Origin of the sequence: Woronichinia naegeliana WA131 (assembly GCA_025370055.1) — a bacterium.
Taxonomy (GTDB): domain Bacteria; phylum Cyanobacteriota; class Cyanobacteriia; order Cyanobacteriales; family Microcystaceae; genus Woronichinia; species Woronichinia naegeliana.
Genome location: CP073041.1, coordinates 1264370 through 1281295 on the forward strand (window position 1 = coordinate 1264370; position 16926 = coordinate 1281295).

At 40.7% G+C, this 16926-nt stretch carries 14 protein-coding genes and 9 pseudogenes; 9 read left to right on the top strand and 14 right to left on the bottom strand.

Annotated elements, in window-relative coordinates:
- Nucleotides 1-229: 229 nt before the first annotated feature.
- Nucleotides 230-385 (top strand): hypothetical protein, encoded by a 156-nt coding sequence (locus tag KA717_06555; protein ID UXE62435.1) that lies wholly within the window; start codon nucleotides 230-232, stop codon nucleotides 383-385.
- 158 nt (nucleotides 386-543) lie between these two features.
- On the opposite strand, the pseudogene KA717_06560 reads toward KA717_06555, so the two are convergent.
- Nucleotides 544-903: pseudogene (locus tag KA717_06560) on the bottom strand (IS4 family transposase).
- A gap of 35 nt (nucleotides 904-938) precedes the next feature.
- A pseudogene (locus KA717_06565) lies at nucleotides 939-2220 on the bottom strand (ISKra4 family transposase).
- A gap of 148 nt (nucleotides 2221-2368) precedes the next feature.
- Here KA717_06565 and KA717_06570 point away from each other — a divergent pair.
- Together KA717_06570 and KA717_06575 are read left to right on the top strand one after the other, a co-directional pair.
- The gene (locus KA717_06570; protein UXE62436.1) at nucleotides 2369-2650 is read left to right on the top strand and encodes a type II toxin-antitoxin system RelE/ParE family toxin; all 282 of its coding nucleotides are present in this window, start codon (nucleotides 2369-2371) and stop codon (nucleotides 2648-2650) included.
- Between the two features lie 74 nt (nucleotides 2651-2724).
- Nucleotides 2725-2976 carry a HigA family addiction module antitoxin gene (locus KA717_06575; GenBank protein ID UXE62437.1) on the top strand — a complete coding sequence of 84 codons (252 nt, stop codon included), beginning with the start codon at nucleotides 2725-2727 and terminating at the stop codon, nucleotides 2974-2976.
- An 86-nt stretch (nucleotides 2977-3062) separates the two neighbouring features.
- Here the strand turns inward: KA717_06575 and KA717_06580 are convergent, their stop codons facing one another.
- The gene (locus KA717_06580) at nucleotides 3063-4121 is read right to left on the bottom strand and encodes an ISKra4 family transposase (GenBank protein UXE62438.1); all 1059 of its coding nucleotides are present in this window, start codon (nucleotides 4119-4121) and stop codon (nucleotides 3063-3065) included.
- 161 nt (nucleotides 4122-4282) lie between these two features.
- Nucleotides 4283-4954 (bottom strand): IS630 family transposase, encoded by a 672-nt coding sequence (locus KA717_06585; protein ID UXE62439.1) that lies wholly within the window; start codon nucleotides 4952-4954, stop codon nucleotides 4283-4285.
- Between the two features lie 175 nt (nucleotides 4955-5129).
- Here KA717_06585 and KA717_06590 point away from each other — a divergent pair.
- A pseudogene (locus KA717_06590) lies at nucleotides 5130-6411 on the top strand (ISKra4 family transposase).
- 15 nt (nucleotides 6412-6426) lie between these two features.
- Here the strand turns inward: KA717_06590 and KA717_06595 are convergent.
- Complete coding sequence (locus KA717_06595; protein UXE62440.1) at nucleotides 6427-6813, bottom strand: helix-turn-helix domain-containing protein; 387 nt, start codon at nucleotides 6811-6813, stop codon at nucleotides 6427-6429.
- Nucleotides 6814-6989: 176 nt separating this feature from the next.
- On the opposite strand from KA717_06595, the gene KA717_06600 reads away from it, so the two are divergent.
- Nucleotides 6990-7391 carry a hypothetical protein gene (locus KA717_06600; GenBank protein UXE62441.1) on the top strand — a complete coding sequence of 134 codons (402 nt, stop codon included), beginning with the start codon at nucleotides 6990-6992 and terminating at the stop codon, nucleotides 7389-7391.
- 174 nt (nucleotides 7392-7565) lie between these two features.
- Here the strand turns inward: KA717_06600 and KA717_06605 are convergent.
- The 3 pseudogenes from KA717_06605 to KA717_06615 form a co-directional block, all read right to left on the bottom strand.
- Nucleotides 7566-8634, bottom strand: a pseudogene (locus KA717_06605) (IS4 family transposase).
- Nucleotides 8635-8710: 76 nt separating this feature from the next.
- Nucleotides 8711-9094: pseudogene (locus KA717_06610) on the bottom strand (transposase).
- A 99-nt stretch (nucleotides 9095-9193) separates the two neighbouring features.
- Nucleotides 9194-9265 (bottom strand): annotated as a pseudogene (locus KA717_06615) (hypothetical protein).
- A gap of 335 nt (nucleotides 9266-9600) precedes the next feature.
- Between KA717_06615 and KA717_06620 the strand changes: the two are divergent.
- Nucleotides 9601-10158, top strand: a pseudogene (locus KA717_06620) (IS5/IS1182 family transposase).
- Nucleotides 10159-10217: 59 nt separating this feature from the next.
- On the opposite strand, the gene KA717_06625 reads toward KA717_06620, so the two are convergent.
- A complete protein-coding gene (locus KA717_06625) occupies nucleotides 10218-11831 on the bottom strand; it encodes an IS1634 family transposase (GenBank protein ID UXE62442.1) in 1614 nt (537 codons plus the stop codon).
- A 103-nt stretch (nucleotides 11832-11934) separates the two neighbouring features.
- On the opposite strand from KA717_06625, the pseudogene KA717_06630 reads away from it, so the two are divergent.
- A pseudogene (locus KA717_06630) lies at nucleotides 11935-12549 on the top strand (ISKra4 family transposase).
- A gap of 17 nt (nucleotides 12550-12566) precedes the next feature.
- Here KA717_06630 and KA717_06635 read toward each other — a convergent pair.
- Nucleotides 12567-12797 (bottom strand): DUF4277 domain-containing protein, encoded by a 231-nt coding sequence (locus KA717_06635; GenBank protein UXE62443.1) that lies wholly within the window; start codon nucleotides 12795-12797, stop codon nucleotides 12567-12569.
- Nucleotides 12798-12890: 93 nt separating this feature from the next.
- Between KA717_06635 and KA717_06640 the strand changes: the two are divergent.
- Both KA717_06640 and KA717_06645 read left to right on the top strand, forming a co-directional pair.
- Nucleotides 12891-13253: pseudogene (locus tag KA717_06640) on the top strand (transposase).
- A 269-nt stretch (nucleotides 13254-13522) separates the two neighbouring features.
- Nucleotides 13523-13804, top strand: coding sequence for an esterase-like activity of phytase family protein (locus KA717_06645; GenBank protein UXE64571.1), 282 nt, complete (start codon nucleotides 13523-13525; stop codon nucleotides 13802-13804).
- Nucleotides 13805-13961: 157 nt separating this feature from the next.
- On the opposite strand, the gene KA717_06650 is transcribed toward KA717_06645, so the two are convergent.
- The 4 genes from KA717_06650 to KA717_06665 form a co-directional block, all read right to left on the bottom strand.
- Nucleotides 13962-14231, bottom strand: coding sequence for a YciI family protein (locus tag KA717_06650; GenBank protein ID UXE62444.1), 270 nt, complete (start codon nucleotides 14229-14231; stop codon nucleotides 13962-13964).
- A gap of 17 nt (nucleotides 14232-14248) precedes the next feature.
- Nucleotides 14249-15910, bottom strand: a complete 1662-nt coding sequence (gene pyrG / locus KA717_06655) for a CTP synthase (glutamine hydrolyzing) (GenBank protein UXE62445.1) — start codon at nucleotides 15908-15910, stop codon at nucleotides 14249-14251.
- 37 nt (nucleotides 15911-15947) lie between these two features.
- On the bottom strand, nucleotides 15948-16496 hold the full coding sequence (locus KA717_06660; GenBank protein UXE62446.1) for an FKBP-type peptidyl-prolyl cis-trans isomerase: 549 nt from the start codon (nucleotides 16494-16496) through the stop codon (nucleotides 15948-15950).
- 106 nt (nucleotides 16497-16602) lie between these two features.
- Nucleotides 16603-16926, bottom strand: a complete 324-nt coding sequence (locus KA717_06665; protein ID UXE62447.1) for a phasin family protein — start codon at nucleotides 16924-16926, stop codon at nucleotides 16603-16605.

The following is a 16926-nucleotide window of genomic DNA, read 5'->3' on the forward strand; positions in this document are numbered from 1 at the left end:
CTATCTAGGGCTTGCTGAATAAGTCTGCAAATCGAACCTAGATGCCACAGGGCGCGAAAAATGGTGACTTCAGAAATCAGTTTCCGATTTTAACCCACAATTTTCTAGCAAAGTGCATGGATTTTGAGCCTTCAAATGCCATAAGCTTGCACCTAATCGTGTTCAAAATGGCTGAAAAGCTTATCTGATAAAGGTTCTGCCTTTATTCGGCAAACCCTATCTATCAATTATGCAACTATGTCAGCGACTAGAGCAAATCCTCGATAATCTCCGTCCAGCCTTTAGCCGAGAAGCAACGTTCCAATGGTTTATTCTGTTGGTCTGGGGAGTAGTGCTCAACAGCCAACCCAGCGCAATCACCAGCTATGTCAATGCCATTGGCTGAACAGAGAGCTACTACAATCAGGCTCTACATTGGTTTGATTCCAAGGCGTTTAGTGTCGAAGGGCTAACTTTGCAATGGTCAAAGTGGCTAAGTCAGCATGAAAGTCTATACAGAATTAAGGGGAAACGGGTGTATGTGGGCGATGGCATCCATCCGTGTCAACTTAAAGGAATGGGTTCCCAAATTTGTTGATTGAGAGCGGCCTTTTCTCGATGTCGCTTTCTCTCAGCTTTGACCAAACCAAATAACTTAGCACGTTCAGCCAGATAGGTTACTGTATCAGGCTTTTCTCCTCTAGCAATAGCCTTCGCTACATAGTATAGACTCCGAAACACCATCTCTACTGAGATTTTTTCTTTCGGTTGATTTAGAGCAATCGCCACTTCCCCTACCAATTGATTTAAGACCGTATAGAAAATCAAAGTGCAAATAATCTGGATTTGGACACCATTCTTATTCCCTACCCATAAATAGGCTAGTCCTAAAAGTCTTTTCGTTAATAAAAAGGCTTCTTCGATTGGGTGCGACCTTTAGTTGATAAAAGCTGTTGTAATCAGGGTTCTACAGGGAACCCATATTGATCAAGTTTTGCCCAAAATTGACTCCATCGTTCCTTGGTCAATACCAAAGCTCGTAGGCTCAAAATAATTCCTGCTCCTTTTTCCTTCCATCGCATCCCTGAACAACATAATCGTTGTTTGACCAACGTCTTACAAGCTGCTTCCGTAACACCTGAACCAATCGGATACTTTTTCTCTATGTATTCAGCATAATCCATTTGATGCTGATGATTCTCGTAATAAGTAATCGCCGCTTGTAGTTTCTCGGTAAGATTCTTAGAATGACTTTTTTCTTCTTTGACTTCTTTCATCAGATTTAGCAGTTCTCCTGCTTTTCCTTTTTCATGCTTGAGTTCTCGACAATTTTCAGTCAACCATTCTTTTTGTTTTGACACGGTATTCGGATGCAACGCTTCTGCCAAGGCACCTAAGTAACCAGAGGCATGATAGAAATCTAATATCTGTTCTTCCGTTTGCTTTTCTAAAAACTTCCAATTTGATTCTGCCCCGTCTGCTATCCCGACCAATGTTGCCTCTGGATAACGTTTTTTCGCTCGCTCAATTTCTCTTTCTAATCTTTCTAGAAAACTCTTTTTTCCATACTCTGGTGCCGCACCTAGATAGATTGTATGTTGACGTTCGCCTTCACTATCGTATAGGGAAACGGTTCCCACCATTGCTTCACGGTAGCCATCCTCACACATCAGCATACAGGTTCCATCTAATCCTATTCCCACTGTTGCAATTTGGCTATCCTCCTTGGGCGGGGCATAACTCCACGCTTCTTCTTTTGCCTGTACCACACTTCCTACTGCTTCACTCAATCTTTGGATATAGGATAGCGCTACTTTTCTACCATGATTTTCTAATAAATCATTTTTCACCTCTTTGCCTGCCATCCCTGACATTTTTGAGGATACCTGTTTTGCCAATAATGGCGTTGATGTTATGATTATCCTTGCTTCTCTTTCTAAGGGGCAATACGTTTTTCCTCAAAGGTGAACGCTGATATACATGACGATTCACTATAACCTCACCATAAGGTGTTTGATATTCTTTCGGTTGCTCTCCCTTACTCTTCCAGATTTCTTCACCGATTTTTAAGGGTGAACCATCTGTATCTAAATATTTCAAGGCTTCTTTGCTGGCGATGCAACCTACTTCGTTTAAGCCTTTTTGAATATTTATTTCTGTATCCAACATTGAACGACTTAGTTCTAATGTTAGTTCTATTTTTATCTTTGAACCCTCTACATTAATTAGTTTTGCTGTCATCATTGTTTCCTCTTTGTCACTTTTCATCTCATGTTAACACTTTTCTTTTCCTTCATCAACTAAAGGTCACACCCATTGGGAGAGTGAGATTTCAATAAATCATAACGCTTGACGGTATTATCGAGGTACGTTATGATCAGCGTTATCTATGATTAAGACTTTTTATTGTCGAGAAACTGAAAAGCTTTTTTTAAGGCGATCATCATCTAAGTTTCCAAGTAATTTTCTGCGGTCTGCTCAACGTAAGTTAGCTATTTTGGATGCAGCAGAAAGGTTAGAAGATTTACGGATTCCTCCAGGTAATCGTTTAGAAAAGTTAAAGGGCGATCGCCAAGATCAATATAGTATTCGGATTAATGATCAATGGCGAATCTGTTTTAAATGGATTGATGGCAATGCCTATGATGTCGAAATTGTTGATTATCATTAAAAAGGAGAATTAGAAACATGAAGTTATTACCTGTACATCCTGGTGAAATTCTATTGGAAGAGTTTTTAAATCCTATGAGGATTAGCCAATATCAGTTAGCAAAGGCGATTAATGTACCCGCAAGACGTATTAATGAAATTGTTCATGGTAAACGGGCAGTTACACCTGACACAGGATTAAGGCTATCTCGTTATTTTGGGCTTTCTGAACGCTTTTGGTTAAATTTACAAATGCAATATGATTTAGAGGTTACTAAGGATAGTTTACAAGAACGTCTTGATAGTGAAGTTAAGCCTTTAAGCTGTCATCACTCTAAGTGGATATAAGGTAGAATATATAGACTTACTTTTTTGTATGACTATGCAAATACGTACCCAGGGGAGCATCCCAGATTTGCAATGAGTAAAAGTACTCAGGCAATAGCTTCATTGAGATAAGCACAGCGTAATCTCAATATTTGAGGAACGTTTTCTGACTTCCAACAAGCCCCTGCTATTTGTATTCTCTTGCCAATTTGTTTGATTTTTGACTCTACACTTCCTGAGCCAATGCAGATACCTAAGTCTTGATAGAGTCCATAATCTGGCATTCTGCTTTCATGTTTCTTCATATAATTGATGAAGTTAATTGCTTCCTTTTGTTTTGAACCGTTCAATTCTTTAATTGCTGAATCTTGCTCCCCTTGCCATAAGTACGTCTCTATTTGCCTCTTTACCTTTTTTGAAACTTTCACTTTATGGATATTTTCCACCAAGTGATACCAATCCAATACTTCCCTTCTTTCGTCTTTATCCCTTATCTTTTCTATCAGATTCCAAATCCCATCATGTCCATCTCCTAAGCAAGTTACTACTCTCGCTAATGGTTGATTATTTGTCCAAGCGATTAATTCTTCCTGCGCTTGAAAAAATGCCGCACATACCTGACCATGTAAGCTTACTGCTTTATAATTTTTCCAGATACTTTCTTCGCCTACGCTCGTTCGTATTCTTACTGTTCCGCCATCTATGCTTAGACTTTCTATTTTCCCTTTACCTTGAGCTTCTTGAAATTCATACCCTAATGCTAATCGGTGTTGACTGCTTTTTGAGATGGACATTCCCGTCGTCATCTTGATTGTTTTTTCTCCTCTCTCAAATGACTCACAGGCTACAATATTTAAGCAGCATTTTTCTAAATAAGGACTCACTTGTTTATTTTTTTCTAACCCTAGCTTTTTCGCCTGTTTTTCTGTAATTTTTACTTTTCCGATAATACTGTCCACTGTTCTTTCTCTTCCTGCTTTTGTTCCTGTTGCTGTTTCACAAAAAAAACGGCCAATAGCTGGACTTACGACCGTCAACATTTGCTCTCGTACCGCTAGTTCTATACTTTCAAAGCTTTTCAAGTCTTCTTTTTGCGTATTTCTGACCATGATTTCTGCGATAGCTTTGAGATGGTCGTCTAATTTTTGCTTATCTTCAACGTTCATTTTTTGTACTCCAATTTTTATAACTTTTTAGATTATCCCCTTTTCCCTTCTTTGTAACTAAGCATTTATACTTACTGCAAATTTGGGATGCTCCAACCGTTAACCGTTTCCCTATACGATAGTGAAGGCGAACGTCAACATACAATCTATCTAGTGGTCTGTCAATTTTCTATTTGTGGATAAAGACGCTTGAGACGGATACGAGCCTCAGCCGTCGTGAATTGCCAATCTACCGACTTTTGGGAATGATTGCGCTGAGTGTACCAAGCCGTTGTTTCTTGCTCTAAAGTTTCCCGATCTGGAATTCGACGAGCTAGGCATTGCCGAGTCATTGCGGACAGCTCGTTTTCAGCAATATTAAGCCAACTGCCATGTTTTGGGGTATGGTGAATTTCCAACCGTTCGACTAGACGACGAGCCGTGGAAGGCTCAAATGCTTCATATAGTGAGGCAAGTTTGTGAGTATTTAGCTGATCACATACTAAAATGACTTTGTCGTTATCAGCATAGTCGTTATCGAGTAAATTCTTAATTTCTGTTGCCCAGTCAACCGATGTTCTACGTTCACTGACAACTGTCTTTCGCCACCCAGACAAGGGTTCTGTAAACATAAAGATATTGGCTGTTCCATTGCGTTCATATTCGTAATCATGCGCCTCTGGCTGTCCAGGTTTGGCTGGTAGAGGAAGGCGGGTTTCTTTGACCAATTGTATAGGTTGCTCATCCATGCAAATCACTGGACAATTGGGGTCATAGGGTCGGTGATAAATTTCTAGAACATCTTCCATGTTAGACACAAATTCGGCACTCTTTTCTGGTGGAATCACGTACATCTGTCGCAGATGAGGTTTTAGTTCGTTTTTTTTAACACTTGACGCACGGTTTCGTGACTAATTGCTGGCACAATTTCTAACTCGACCGCCTTGTCGGCTAGGGGTGTGACCTTTAGTTGATGAAGGAAAAGAAAAGTGTTAACATGAGATGAAAAGTGACAAAGAGGAAACAATGATGACAGCAAAACTAATTAATGTAGAGGGTTCAAAGATAAAAATAGAACTAACATTAGAACTCAGTCGTTCAATGTTGGATACAGAAATAAATATTCAAAAAGGCTTAAACGAAGTAGGTTGCATCGCCAGCAAAGAAGCCTTGAAATATTTAGATACAGATGGTTCACCCTTAAAAATCGGTGAAGAAATCTGGAAGAGTAAGGGAGAGCAACCGAAAGAATATCAAACACCTTATGGTGAGGTTATAGTGAATCGTCATGTATATCAGCGTTCACCTTTGAGGAAAAACGTATTGCCCCTTAGAAAGAGAAGCAAGGATAATCATAACATCAACGCCATTATTGGCAAAACAGGTATCCTCAAAAATGTCAGGGATGGCAGGCAAAGAGGTGAAAAATGATTTATTAGAAAATCATGGTAGAAAAGTAGCGCTATCCTATATCCAAAGATTGAGTGAAGCAGTAGGAAGTGTGGTACAGGCAAAAGAAGAAGCGTGGAGTTATGCCCCGCCCAAGGAGGATAGCCAAATTGCAACAGTGGGAATAGGATTAGATGGAACCTGTATGCTGATGTGTGAGGATGGCTACCGTGAAGCAATGGTGGGAACCGTTTCCCTATACGATAGTGAAGGCGAACGTCAACCTACAATCTATCTAGGTGCGGCACCAGAGTATGGAAAAAAGAGTTTTCTAGAAAGATTGGAAAGAGAAATTGAGCGAGCGAAAAACCGTTATCCAGAGGCAACATTGGTCGGGGTAGCAGACGGGGCAGAATCAAATTGGAAGTTTTTAGAAAAGCAAACGGAAGAACAGATATTAGATTTCTATCATGCCTCTGGTTACTTAGGTGCCTTGGCAGAAGCGTTGCATCCGAATACCGTGTCAAAACAAAAAGAATGGTTGACTGAAAATTGTCGAGAACTCAAGCATGAAAAAGGAAAAGCAGGAGAACTGCTAAATCTGATGAAAGAAGTCAAAGAAGAAAAAAGTCATTCTAAGAATCTTACCGAGAAACTACAAGCGGCGATTACTTATTACGAGAATCATCAGCATCAAATGGATTATGCTGAATACTTAGAGAAAAAGTATCCGATTGGTTCAGGTGTTACGGAAGCAGCTTGTAAGACGTTGGTCAAACAACGATTATGTTGTTCAGGGATGCGATGGAAGGAAAAAGGAGCAGGAATTATTTTGAGCCTACGAGCTTTGGTATTGACCAAGGAACGATGGAGTCAATTTTGGGCAAAACTTGATCAATATGGGTTCCCTGTAGAACCCTGATTACAACAGCTTTTATCAACTAAAGGTCGCACCCTCGGCTAGTAACCTCAATGTCCAACGGGCTTGACCAGCAGGCGGTTCTCCACAACGTAAGGCGATTAGTTTTGCTTCTACCTCTCCATCAATAATCGGTTGACGAGGCGGCGTTTTGCGGGGCTTGCGGCTTAATGCTGACTCCACACCTTCATTGACCAATCGCTCCCTGAGATTGGCGACTGTGTTACGGTGACAACTAAAGGCGGCGGCAGCTTCCTCATCCGTCCATCCTTGTCCATTCACATCAATGTTTAACAGAATATTGGCGTGCTTAATTTTGTAAGCCGCTCCTTTGCCGATGGATACCAAATCTTTTAGGGTCTGACGTTCTTCTTGACTTAATCGGACAATATAGGTCTTGAGCATGGTTACTTATTACGATATCTGTTGAGGTAATGAATAGCCTCTCCATTTTCCCTCAAATTCACAATCTTTAGCTTGACAGACCACTAGGTGCGGCACCAGAGTATGGAAAAAAGAGTTTTCTAGAAAGATTAGAAAGAGAAATTGAGCGAGCGAAAAAACGTTATCCAGAGGCAACATTGGTCGGGATAGCAGACGGGGCAGAATCAAATTGGAAGTTTTTAGAAAAGCAAACGGAAGAACAGATATTAGATTTCTATCATGCCTCTGGTTACTTAGGTGCCTTGGCAGAAGCGTTGCATCCGAATACCGTGTCAAAACAAAAAGAATGGTTGACTGAAAATTGTCGAGAACTCAAGCATGAAAAAGGAAAAGCAGGAGAACTGCTAAATCTGATGAAAGAAGTCAAAGAAGAAAAAAGTCATTCTAAGAATCTTACCGAGAAACTACAAGCGGCGATTACTTATTACGAGAATCATCAGCATCAAATGGATTATGCTGAATACTTAGGGCTTGCTGAAAAAGTCAAAAAACGAAAGAAATGTGGGTTAGGGAAGTATGGACTGAAAAAGCATAGATAACTTATCCTTATGGAAACAAATCAAAATACAGATTTTGTTTAATCTATTGTTCCTTTCTGTCTAAAAAGGTCAACACAAATCACTCCTCACAAAAGAGAGGAAAATTAACACCATTTTTCACAAGAAAAACGACTCTACAACTTTTTACTTTTTGTCTTCTGAAGTAGAGTAGAACTAAGTACAGGACAAAAAATGTAGGGAGTCGAGAAAAAGAGAAAAATTGGGTAGAGAAGGATTAAGAACAAGATGACGAAGATGGTCAAAACCAAGACGAAAAAGACTCTGCGCTAGGCGACCATGTTTCTTGAGGGGAATGGGATGAAGATGATGAATTGCTAGACCAGTTTTGAGAGACCAAGCCAAAGCTAAAGTCAGTAAAGCCAAAAGCTTACGAAGACGCTTGGGGTCAGTAAAGTGAGTAGATTCCAAGCAAAAGCCACGAGTCTTAAAGATGCCAAAAAGGGTTTCAATGCCCCAACGCAGGGCATAATCGTGAATAAGACCTTGGGAATCGGGATGTCCAATGACGATGAGTAGAGAATTATCAGGCAAGCGAAGAGCCTCTACAGAAACAGGATATCCCCAAACCCGACAACTCCCTTGAAGACGTTGAGATTCACTCTTTTGCAAGATGGGCAAAAATGACTTTGGCGGCCAAAAGCTTGCCATTGTGCTCAATCTTGTCCGTAGCCCGAATTCTCAGACAGAAAGCCAGTAGCGGTTCGAGCAGAAGATAGCGAAGCCAAGCCTGACCAATAAACTCACGGTCGCCACATAAACAACGAATCAGGGCGGTGGGAAAAATCTTGAGCATCTCCTCGATAAAACGCATTCGTTCATCACTGTTAGAATTGCCCTTTTTCTTGCTAAGCATCCACCACAAGATGGGAATGGCTACTCCTTCATGGACAATGCCGACAGTGAGGATATTATAACCATGACTGCCAAACTCCCAGGTTGTGCGGTCAATACTTAATACCCAAGGTTGAGGGATATCCAGCCAACTGACTACAATACGGGCAATGTGATGGTAATCCAGCTCAAATCCTGAGAAAAAGCGTTGTAAGCGTTTGTAATGAGAATCCACCAATGCCCGACCTTCAAAACCCAGAGCCAATTCTTTAAGGTTAACCGTTTTCACTTTGAGGAGGGCGAGTAAGAACAAGGCTAGGAAGGAGAGTCTGGCACCATGCCATCCCAAATGGGGTTTTAGGGCTTGTTTCAATGCGTTATATTGGTTCATGGGTTTTCTTACATTACGTTCATCTTCCATGAAACCCCTTTCTCGTATACTTTTCAAGCCTTTTGTCCTGTACTTAGAGAGTAGAAAGATTCATTACCAAAAAGTTCATCGCAATTACCGTTTCCGAGGTCTCAGGTAGTTTGGCCATCACTCGACCAAGACTAAATTTCCTCTTTCCCTGTCCGAATTTACCCTCAATGGCATTACGCACTCTTTCATCTGAGCGTGCCTCTTTCTTTTTTTCTTTGCTCACCTCTTTCGGCGGTCTTCCCAATCGGGGACCACTCATTCTTATATCCCTTTCTTTACAATAAGCTCGATTCGCTTTTGTTCGATAGATTTTATCCACATGAACCGATTCCGGATAACATCCTGTTTCCCTTTTATATTCTTCTATTCGCGCTTGTAAATCTCCCGATTCGTTGTAATTATCCCAACTTAATTTGTCTAAGAAGACGTATTTTACCCCTTGCCAATCCTTTTTTTTTACTTCACATTGACGTTGATAAATTCCATTTACTTGATCCCATGATAGAGATTCCTCTCTGCTTACTTGTTCCACACTGCTCACATTTACTCGTCCATAAATATATTCTTCATACCGCACCGTATATTTCCTACGGGCTTCCATGAATTCCAGATTTTCTGTAAAAAACCTTTGACAATTTTTACAGTAAAATTTACGACGAGGCACTTTCAGGTATACCATTTGACCAGATATAGACAAATCCCTTACCAGTACATTGTTCGTCTGATGTAATTCATCTGTTAAGCTACCACAATAATTACATTTGACTTCTTCCTCTTGACAACTCAGTATTAAAAATGCCTGTTTCCCTTCTTGAATAACATTTCTTATGCTTACCTTTGGCAAATTCAGGAGATTTTCCAGAAAAAATAACATTGATGTCATCCTCATATACTGTATCTTATTATACATCTTTTACCGCAAAGCCAGAAGAACCAGGAAAGTTATTGTTAGATGCGACTTGTACACCAGCAGATATAAAATATCCAACGGATATAGGAATATTGAATGATGCCAGAGAAAAAACAGAAAAAATAATAGATAAGCTGTATGAAGAAATAAAAGAGAAAAGGAAAGAAAAGCCGAGGACTTATAGGGAAGTGGCAAGAAAAGAGTACTTAGCCATAGCAAAAAAACGTCGTGTGTCAAAAAAAGAAAGAAGAAAAGGAACAAAAAAACAACTAGGATATATAAAAAGAAACTTGTCTCATATAGAAAAAATGATAGAAGAGGGAGCAAAGTTAGAAAAACTAACGAAAAAAGAGCAAGAAGAGCTTGTAACGATAGGAAAAGTGTATGAGCAACAGTTAGAAATGTATGAAAAAAAGACAAATAAAGTAGAAAACAGAATTGTGAGTGTAAGCCAACCTCACGTGCGTCCAATAGTGCGTGGAAAAGCGGGAAAAGCAGTAGAGTTTGGAGCTAAAATATCGGCAAGTAATGTGAATGGCTTTGTCTTCTTAGACAAATTAAGTTGGGATAATTACAACGAATCGGGAGATTTACAACCCACATTCCGTACATAAAAAAAGAACAAAGAAAATAAGAAAAGTCATTATGACAAAAGATAATACTGACAAGTAGTAGCCCCAAAAAAGCGCAAAATCCTCTCTCGCTCAAGCGTTAGATTGATTATTTGGGGACAATTATCCAGTACAACCCAATGAACTCCTCTCAACATCTGAAAAATCCAACGCAGTGTCGGACGCTGAGTCGGCTTTCCCAACTGATTAGGCACAGTCTCCTCCTGCTCTGCCAGAGCCAGTCTCAGTTTACGTTGTCCCAAGCTGTACACCAGTAAACACAACACCATGATGAAACTCAATGCCATAATCCGCTCAGGGGTTTTGAGAAAAACACTGGACGCCAAAAACAGAGGGTCTTTAAGGAAGCGAAAACCTCGCTCTACCCCTTGCTGTTGCTTGTAGTGGACAAGCAGTTGCTCATCGCTCAAAGAGTCTCCATCTAGCTGATTCGTCGCCAAGACAAAACGTCCTGCTGCCCGCTCTGAAGCTTGAACTTTCGCACTATTGAGGCTGAAAGTGGCTTGGGCATGATAGCTACGACGAATGGGCTGTTCATGGGGACGGGGTTTACCTCGATGACCGTAATGACATTTTTCGACGACAGTTAGGTCTTGAAGAAGATGCCATTCTAAACTCTTCTCCCATCGGCTCAGGGCGGTTAAAGCATCCTCCCGACAAGCAAATTCCTGACGCTGTAATTGTTCTAATTGTCTTTGAGCTTGAGCCGTTGCTTTCTCTGTCTTCTTCGTCAGTTGTTTGAGGTCTAAAGCTTTTTTTTGCTCGCTATCTACCACTATCCAACGTTGTTTGACTCCCCCATATTCACTTTCTAAGGAGGTAAGACGATAGCCCTCTAAATCAGTTGTGATGAATTGCTCCGAGGCTAATTGACTGACCGCATCCTGCACTTCTCTAATCGTTTTCGGCACAGAACATAACCAGTATATGCCGGTTAACTTTTGCAAGTTATCGGCACTGTATAAGGCTGAATCTGCTATATACAAACCATCGAATTGCCACTGCTCATTGAACTTTTTCAAGAGTTTAGCAAACTCTTTTTTATCACTTTGATTGCCATCTCCTAATTCGAGAAAAGCGGGAATGTCGCCATCCCCCCAACAGACTAGATTCAAGACAAATTGTTTCAAGTCTGGTCGCTTATCCTTTGAATAGCCATGAGTGATATGGATTATTTGGCTTTCTTTGTCTTCTCTCTCCACCGATAATTTATATTCCCCTTGTACCGATAATGAACTGGAGTCTAAATGGGAACTTTTCATCACTATTTTGAAGATTTCTACGGCTTTTAGACAAATTCCGAGAAACAAACGGCTGATGCCGGCCATAAAGATTAAATCTAAGACTCTCCCTAAACGGTCATCATTCAGGTCGCTGGCTTTTATTCCTTTTCCTAAAAGATGTTCTACTGGTTTATCTTCAAAAAAACGACTGAACAAATATAAAGGAGAGTTGATAAAGCCTAAGCCATTGAGAATCATCGCTTTCACTACCAGACCCGCACTGATTTTAGCACGGTCATTTTCTCCTAGTTGTTCATTGATATAATCCACTAGACCTAGTTCATCAACTATCGCCGCGATTATTCCTAAATGGTCGAGATTTTTAACGTTTAATTGGGTCATTTTCTCTTGGGTTTATTAGCTTTTTTATTTTAACTATTCTGTAGCCATTTTTGAATCTATTTTTATTTTTTCAAGACTAGTACGGAATACGGGCTCTAACACAGAAGTCGAAGAAATTAGCATAGATGGTGGGAAGGTACGACTCAGAACTCCCAAGGGAGAACCCTTAATTTGGCGTGATTATAAAGGAGTCAGTTTTCATCAATTGGGGGTAGCTGCCTTTTTTCAAGATAACTCGGCTTTATTAGATTTGGTTAATTCTCAAATTTTGGCTAAGCCTTTAATTTGTTTGGGAGATGGACATGATGGTATCTGGAACTTATTTCGTGAGATAGGACAGAAACATGAGCGAATTGAAATTTTGGACTGGTATCACTTAATTGAAAACCTCTATAAAGTTGGGGGGTCATTCCAGCGAATTGAGGAGGTCAAGTCTTTTCTTTGGACGGGTGAAGTGGATGCCGCTATCTCCTGTTTTGAGGGATGGTCAGAGCCTCAAGCTGAGAATTTTATCATTTATTTAAACAAGCATAAACATCGGATTGTCAATTATGGTTATTTGCAGGCAGAGGGCATTTCCATTGGCTCTGGCTCTGTCGAATCTCAAGTTAAACAAATTGGTCATCGTCTTAAAATTACTGGTGCGAGTTGGAATTCTGACAATGTACCACAAGTCCTTCGTCATCGCTGTTCCTATTTAAATGATTACCTTTTTTGACTCTTTCATTTACCTCGTTAAGTATTTCTACTTATTGCAGAGGTGAGATGCTCCCTGAATAAATACAAGGGAGAATTAATAAATCCTAAGCCATTGAGAATCATGGCTTTAACCACCAGACCCGCACTGATTTTCGCACGGTCATTTTCTTGTAACTGTTCATTGATATAATCCACTAGACCTAGTTCATCAACTACGGCCGCGATTATTCCTAAATGGTCGAGATTTTTAACGTTTAATTGGGTCATTTTCTCCTCGGTTTGTTAGCTTTTTTATTTTAACTATTCTGTTGCTATTTTTGAATCTATTTTTATTTTTTCAAAATTAGTACGGGATATGGGTTACAAGCGCGAATAGAAGAATATAAAAGGGAAACAGGATGTTATCCGGAATCGGTTCATGTGGATAAAATCTATCGAACAAAAGCGAATCGAGCTTATTGTAAAGAAAGGGATATAAGAATGAGTGGTCCCCGATTGGGAAGACCGCCGAAAGAGGTGAGCAAAGAAAAAAAGAAAGAGGCACGCTCAGATGAAAGAGTGCGTAATGCCATTGAGGGTAAATTCGGACAGGGAAAGAGGAAATTTAGTCTTGGTCGAGTGATGGCCAAACTACCTGAGACCTCGGAAACGGTAATTGCGATGAACTTTTTGGTAATGAATCTTTCTACTCTACTTCAGAAGACAAAAAGTAAAAAGTTGTAGAGTCGTTTTTCTTGTGAAAAATGGTGTTAATTTTCCTCTCTTTTGTGAGGAGTGATTTGTGTTGACCTTTTTAGACAGAAAGGAACAATAGATTAAACAAAATCTGTATTTTGATTTGTTTCCATAAGGATAAGTTATCTATGCTTTTTCAGTCCATACTTCCCTAACCCACATTTCTTTCGTTTTTTGACTTTTTCAGCAAGCCCTAATTACAGATTTATCAACTTTCTCTAGCTGGATCTTCCAATATTATCAATAATAATTCTCTGATTGCCAGTGGAACAGCCGGAATTATTCCCGCCAAAAAAACTTTGTTACTAGACTTGACAAGTTTGGGCATTCCTATTGACAATGTTGAAGGAATTACCTTTGGTTCAACTCTGCCGAATGGAGAGCGATCGCTGATTTTAGTCAGTGATAATAATTTTAGTTCCACTCAGTTTACCCAATTTCTAGCTTTTGGCGTTCAATCTGTACCTGAACCAACTACTACGGTAGGTTTACTCGTTTTGGGTATTGCGGGATTAATTAAACATAAAGACCGCTTTTAATAGGATGAGATAAAAAATTGAGTTCAGAAAAACGGTAATGTTCTAGACCGGTGGATCGCATTTCCAGAACGTAGTCAGTTCACTCATTACGATTGGTCTTATCCACAGATTCAGAACACTACCCTAGAGATAACCGGCGATCGCCATCAAATCAAATTTAAAAAGCTTGAATCCATTCCTTCACCTCATATTCTGTCCAAACACCATTTTGCCAATAGGGATCGGCTTCCACTAATTGCCTAACGGTAGCCTCATCCTCTGCGTCATAAATGCCAAAAACCTTCGTTAAATCTTGAGTTGGGCCTAGGGTTATTAAAACCCCTTGCTCCTTTTGAACTTGCAGACCCTCTAGGTGAGCTTGACGATAGGGAGCGCGTTTTTCCAGCACATCTTCACAGTAACTCCCCCATAAAACATATTTAGGCATGGTGTTTTTGACTCCGGTTAAATTTCTAAAGGGACTAATTCCAAATGATTGTTTGCGGAAATGGGTTCCACTAAATTTGAGGCTTGATAAGTAAGAGCAGCCTGCATTAATCCTAAAAATAAAGGATGAGCCTGATTAGGACGGGAACGAAATTCGGGATGAAATTGAGAGGCTATAAAAAAGGGATGATGGGGATATTCCACAATTTCTACTAAACGACCATCGGGGGAAGTTCCACTCACCACAAAACCCGTCTCTAGAAAAAGACTACGATAGGCATTATTAAACTCATACCGATGGCGATGACGTTCATAAACGACTTCCTGTTGATACAAGGAAAAGGCGAGGGTATTGGTGGCTAAACGACAGGGACAAAGTCCTAATCGCATAGTTCCTCCTAAATCCACCACATCCTGTTGTTCAGGTAACAGATTAATGACCGGATTGGGGGTTGTTGGTTCAAATTCAGCACTGTTGGACTGAGGTAAATTGGCCACATTTCTAGCCCATTCAATTACGGCACATTGCATTCCCAAACAGAGTCCTAAAAAGGGTATTTTTTGTTGGCGAGCATATTCAATTGCCTTTACCTTGCCATCCACACCACGCACTCCAAACCCCCCTGGTACTAGAATGGCACTAACCCCTTTTAGATGATGATCGGCTCCATTTTCTTCTATTTCTTCTGCACTAATCCAGCGCACATTTAATTTACTGTTAACGGCGATCGCGGCATGGCCTAAAGCTTCAATAACGGAGAGATAGGCATCACTAAGTTGAATATATTTACCTACTAAGGCCACTTCAATCTCATGCTGGGGCGATCGCATTTTTTCCACCAAGGATTGCCACTGGGTCAAATGGGGATGGCGGGCTTCTAACTTTAATAGTTCGATAGTTTGTTGGGCTAACCCTTCCTGTTCTAGGATTAAAGGCACTTCATAAATACTGCTGGCATCCTGACAGGTAATCACTGATTCGACCGGTACATCACAAAATTCCGATAACTTCTCCTTCATGCCTGGATGTAAAGGGCGATCGCAGCGACAGACCAGCACATCAGGTTGAATACCAATCGAGCGTAACTCTTTGACCGAATGTTGAGTCGGCTTGGTTTTCATCTCCTTAGCCGCCGGAATCCAGGGAATCAGGGTAACGTGCATATAAACCACATTATTGCGTCCCACTTCCTTGCGAAACTGACGAATAGCCTCTAAAAAAGGCAAAGATTCGATATCTCCCACCGTTCCACCAATTTCCGTAATCACTAAATCAGGATTAGTATTGTGAGCGACCCGCAAAATCCGTTCCTTAATTTCATTGGTAATGTGGGGAATAACCTGAACTGTTCCCCCCATATAAGCTCCGCGACGCTCTTTATTAATAACCGCCTGATAAATAGAGCCAGTGGTGACACTATTTAAACGGGACATGGAAGTGTCGGTAAAACGTTCGTAATGTCCCAAATCTAAATCCGTTTCTGCCCCATCCTCGGTGACAAATACTTCCCCATGCTGAAAAGGACTCATGGTACCAGGGTCAACATTAATATAGGGGTCAAGCTTGAGGATTGAAACCGAGTAATCCCGTGATTTAAAGAGACGACCCAAACTGGCCGCCACAATTCCTTTGCCAATACTGGAAACCACACCCCCAGTTACAAACACAAACTTTGTCATAGGTCTTAATCCGTCAGATTACTCGTGCTTCGAGCTGTTAATTAACCTTTAAAAGTTCAACATCAAAAATAAGCGTTGCATTGGGGGGAATTACGCCGCCAGCCCCTCTGGCTCCATACCCCAAATCGGGAGGAATAATTAACTGACGTTTACCACCCACTTTCATCGACATAACGCCTTCATCCCAACCTTTAATCACCTGGCCGACACCAATCTTGAAGGAAAAAGGTTGATTCCGCTCGACTGAACTATCAAAAACCTTGCCATTGGTGAGAGTGCCTGTGTAATGAACAACAACGGTTTGGCCCTGGGTAGGAGAAGCCCCTTCCCCTTCTACTATATCAATGTACTGGAGTCCAGAGTCCGTTGTAACTGTTTTTTGAGAGGACATTTGTGCAATTTCCTGATCTATCTTTGCAGCCAGTGTAGCGGTCGAGTTGTCATCTGTCGAGACAGTGGGATTAACAGTTTTAAGGTTAGCGGCTAGAACATCTGTCTGAGAAGAGCCACCATTAAACAGGTTGGAAAAAATTAAGATAACAGCAAAAAAAAGGACAAAACTTAAGCTAATTAAAACTTCTTTCATTGACTTCGTTTTATTGAACATTAGGTAAGAATTTAAAGGATTAAATGAAAGGGAAACTTCAAAGCAATTGTTGCAATGGCAAGGAAAAAGCCTTCGCGGTTAAAGTTCATCGCCAACGCTGATTTTCTAGTTCTCGAAGTTGTCGTTCCAGGCGATCGATGCGACCGCGCAGTTCGTCCATTTCCGATTGACGGGGAACGCCTAAATCCTGCAACATATTTCGCATTTGACGTTCTAGGTTAGTTTCCCAGTTGCTTTGTTCTGTTTTAACCTGATTGAGCAAATCATCAACAAAGGCTTTGGCTTGATCCGGGTTGATCTTACCATCTTTGACCCATTGATCACCGACTTCTCCCAGTTTGTCAGCCACTAGGGTCGTTGTGCCAATTCCCATCAGGAGAAGTTGCCGTAGCCAGTCATTTGTATCCAT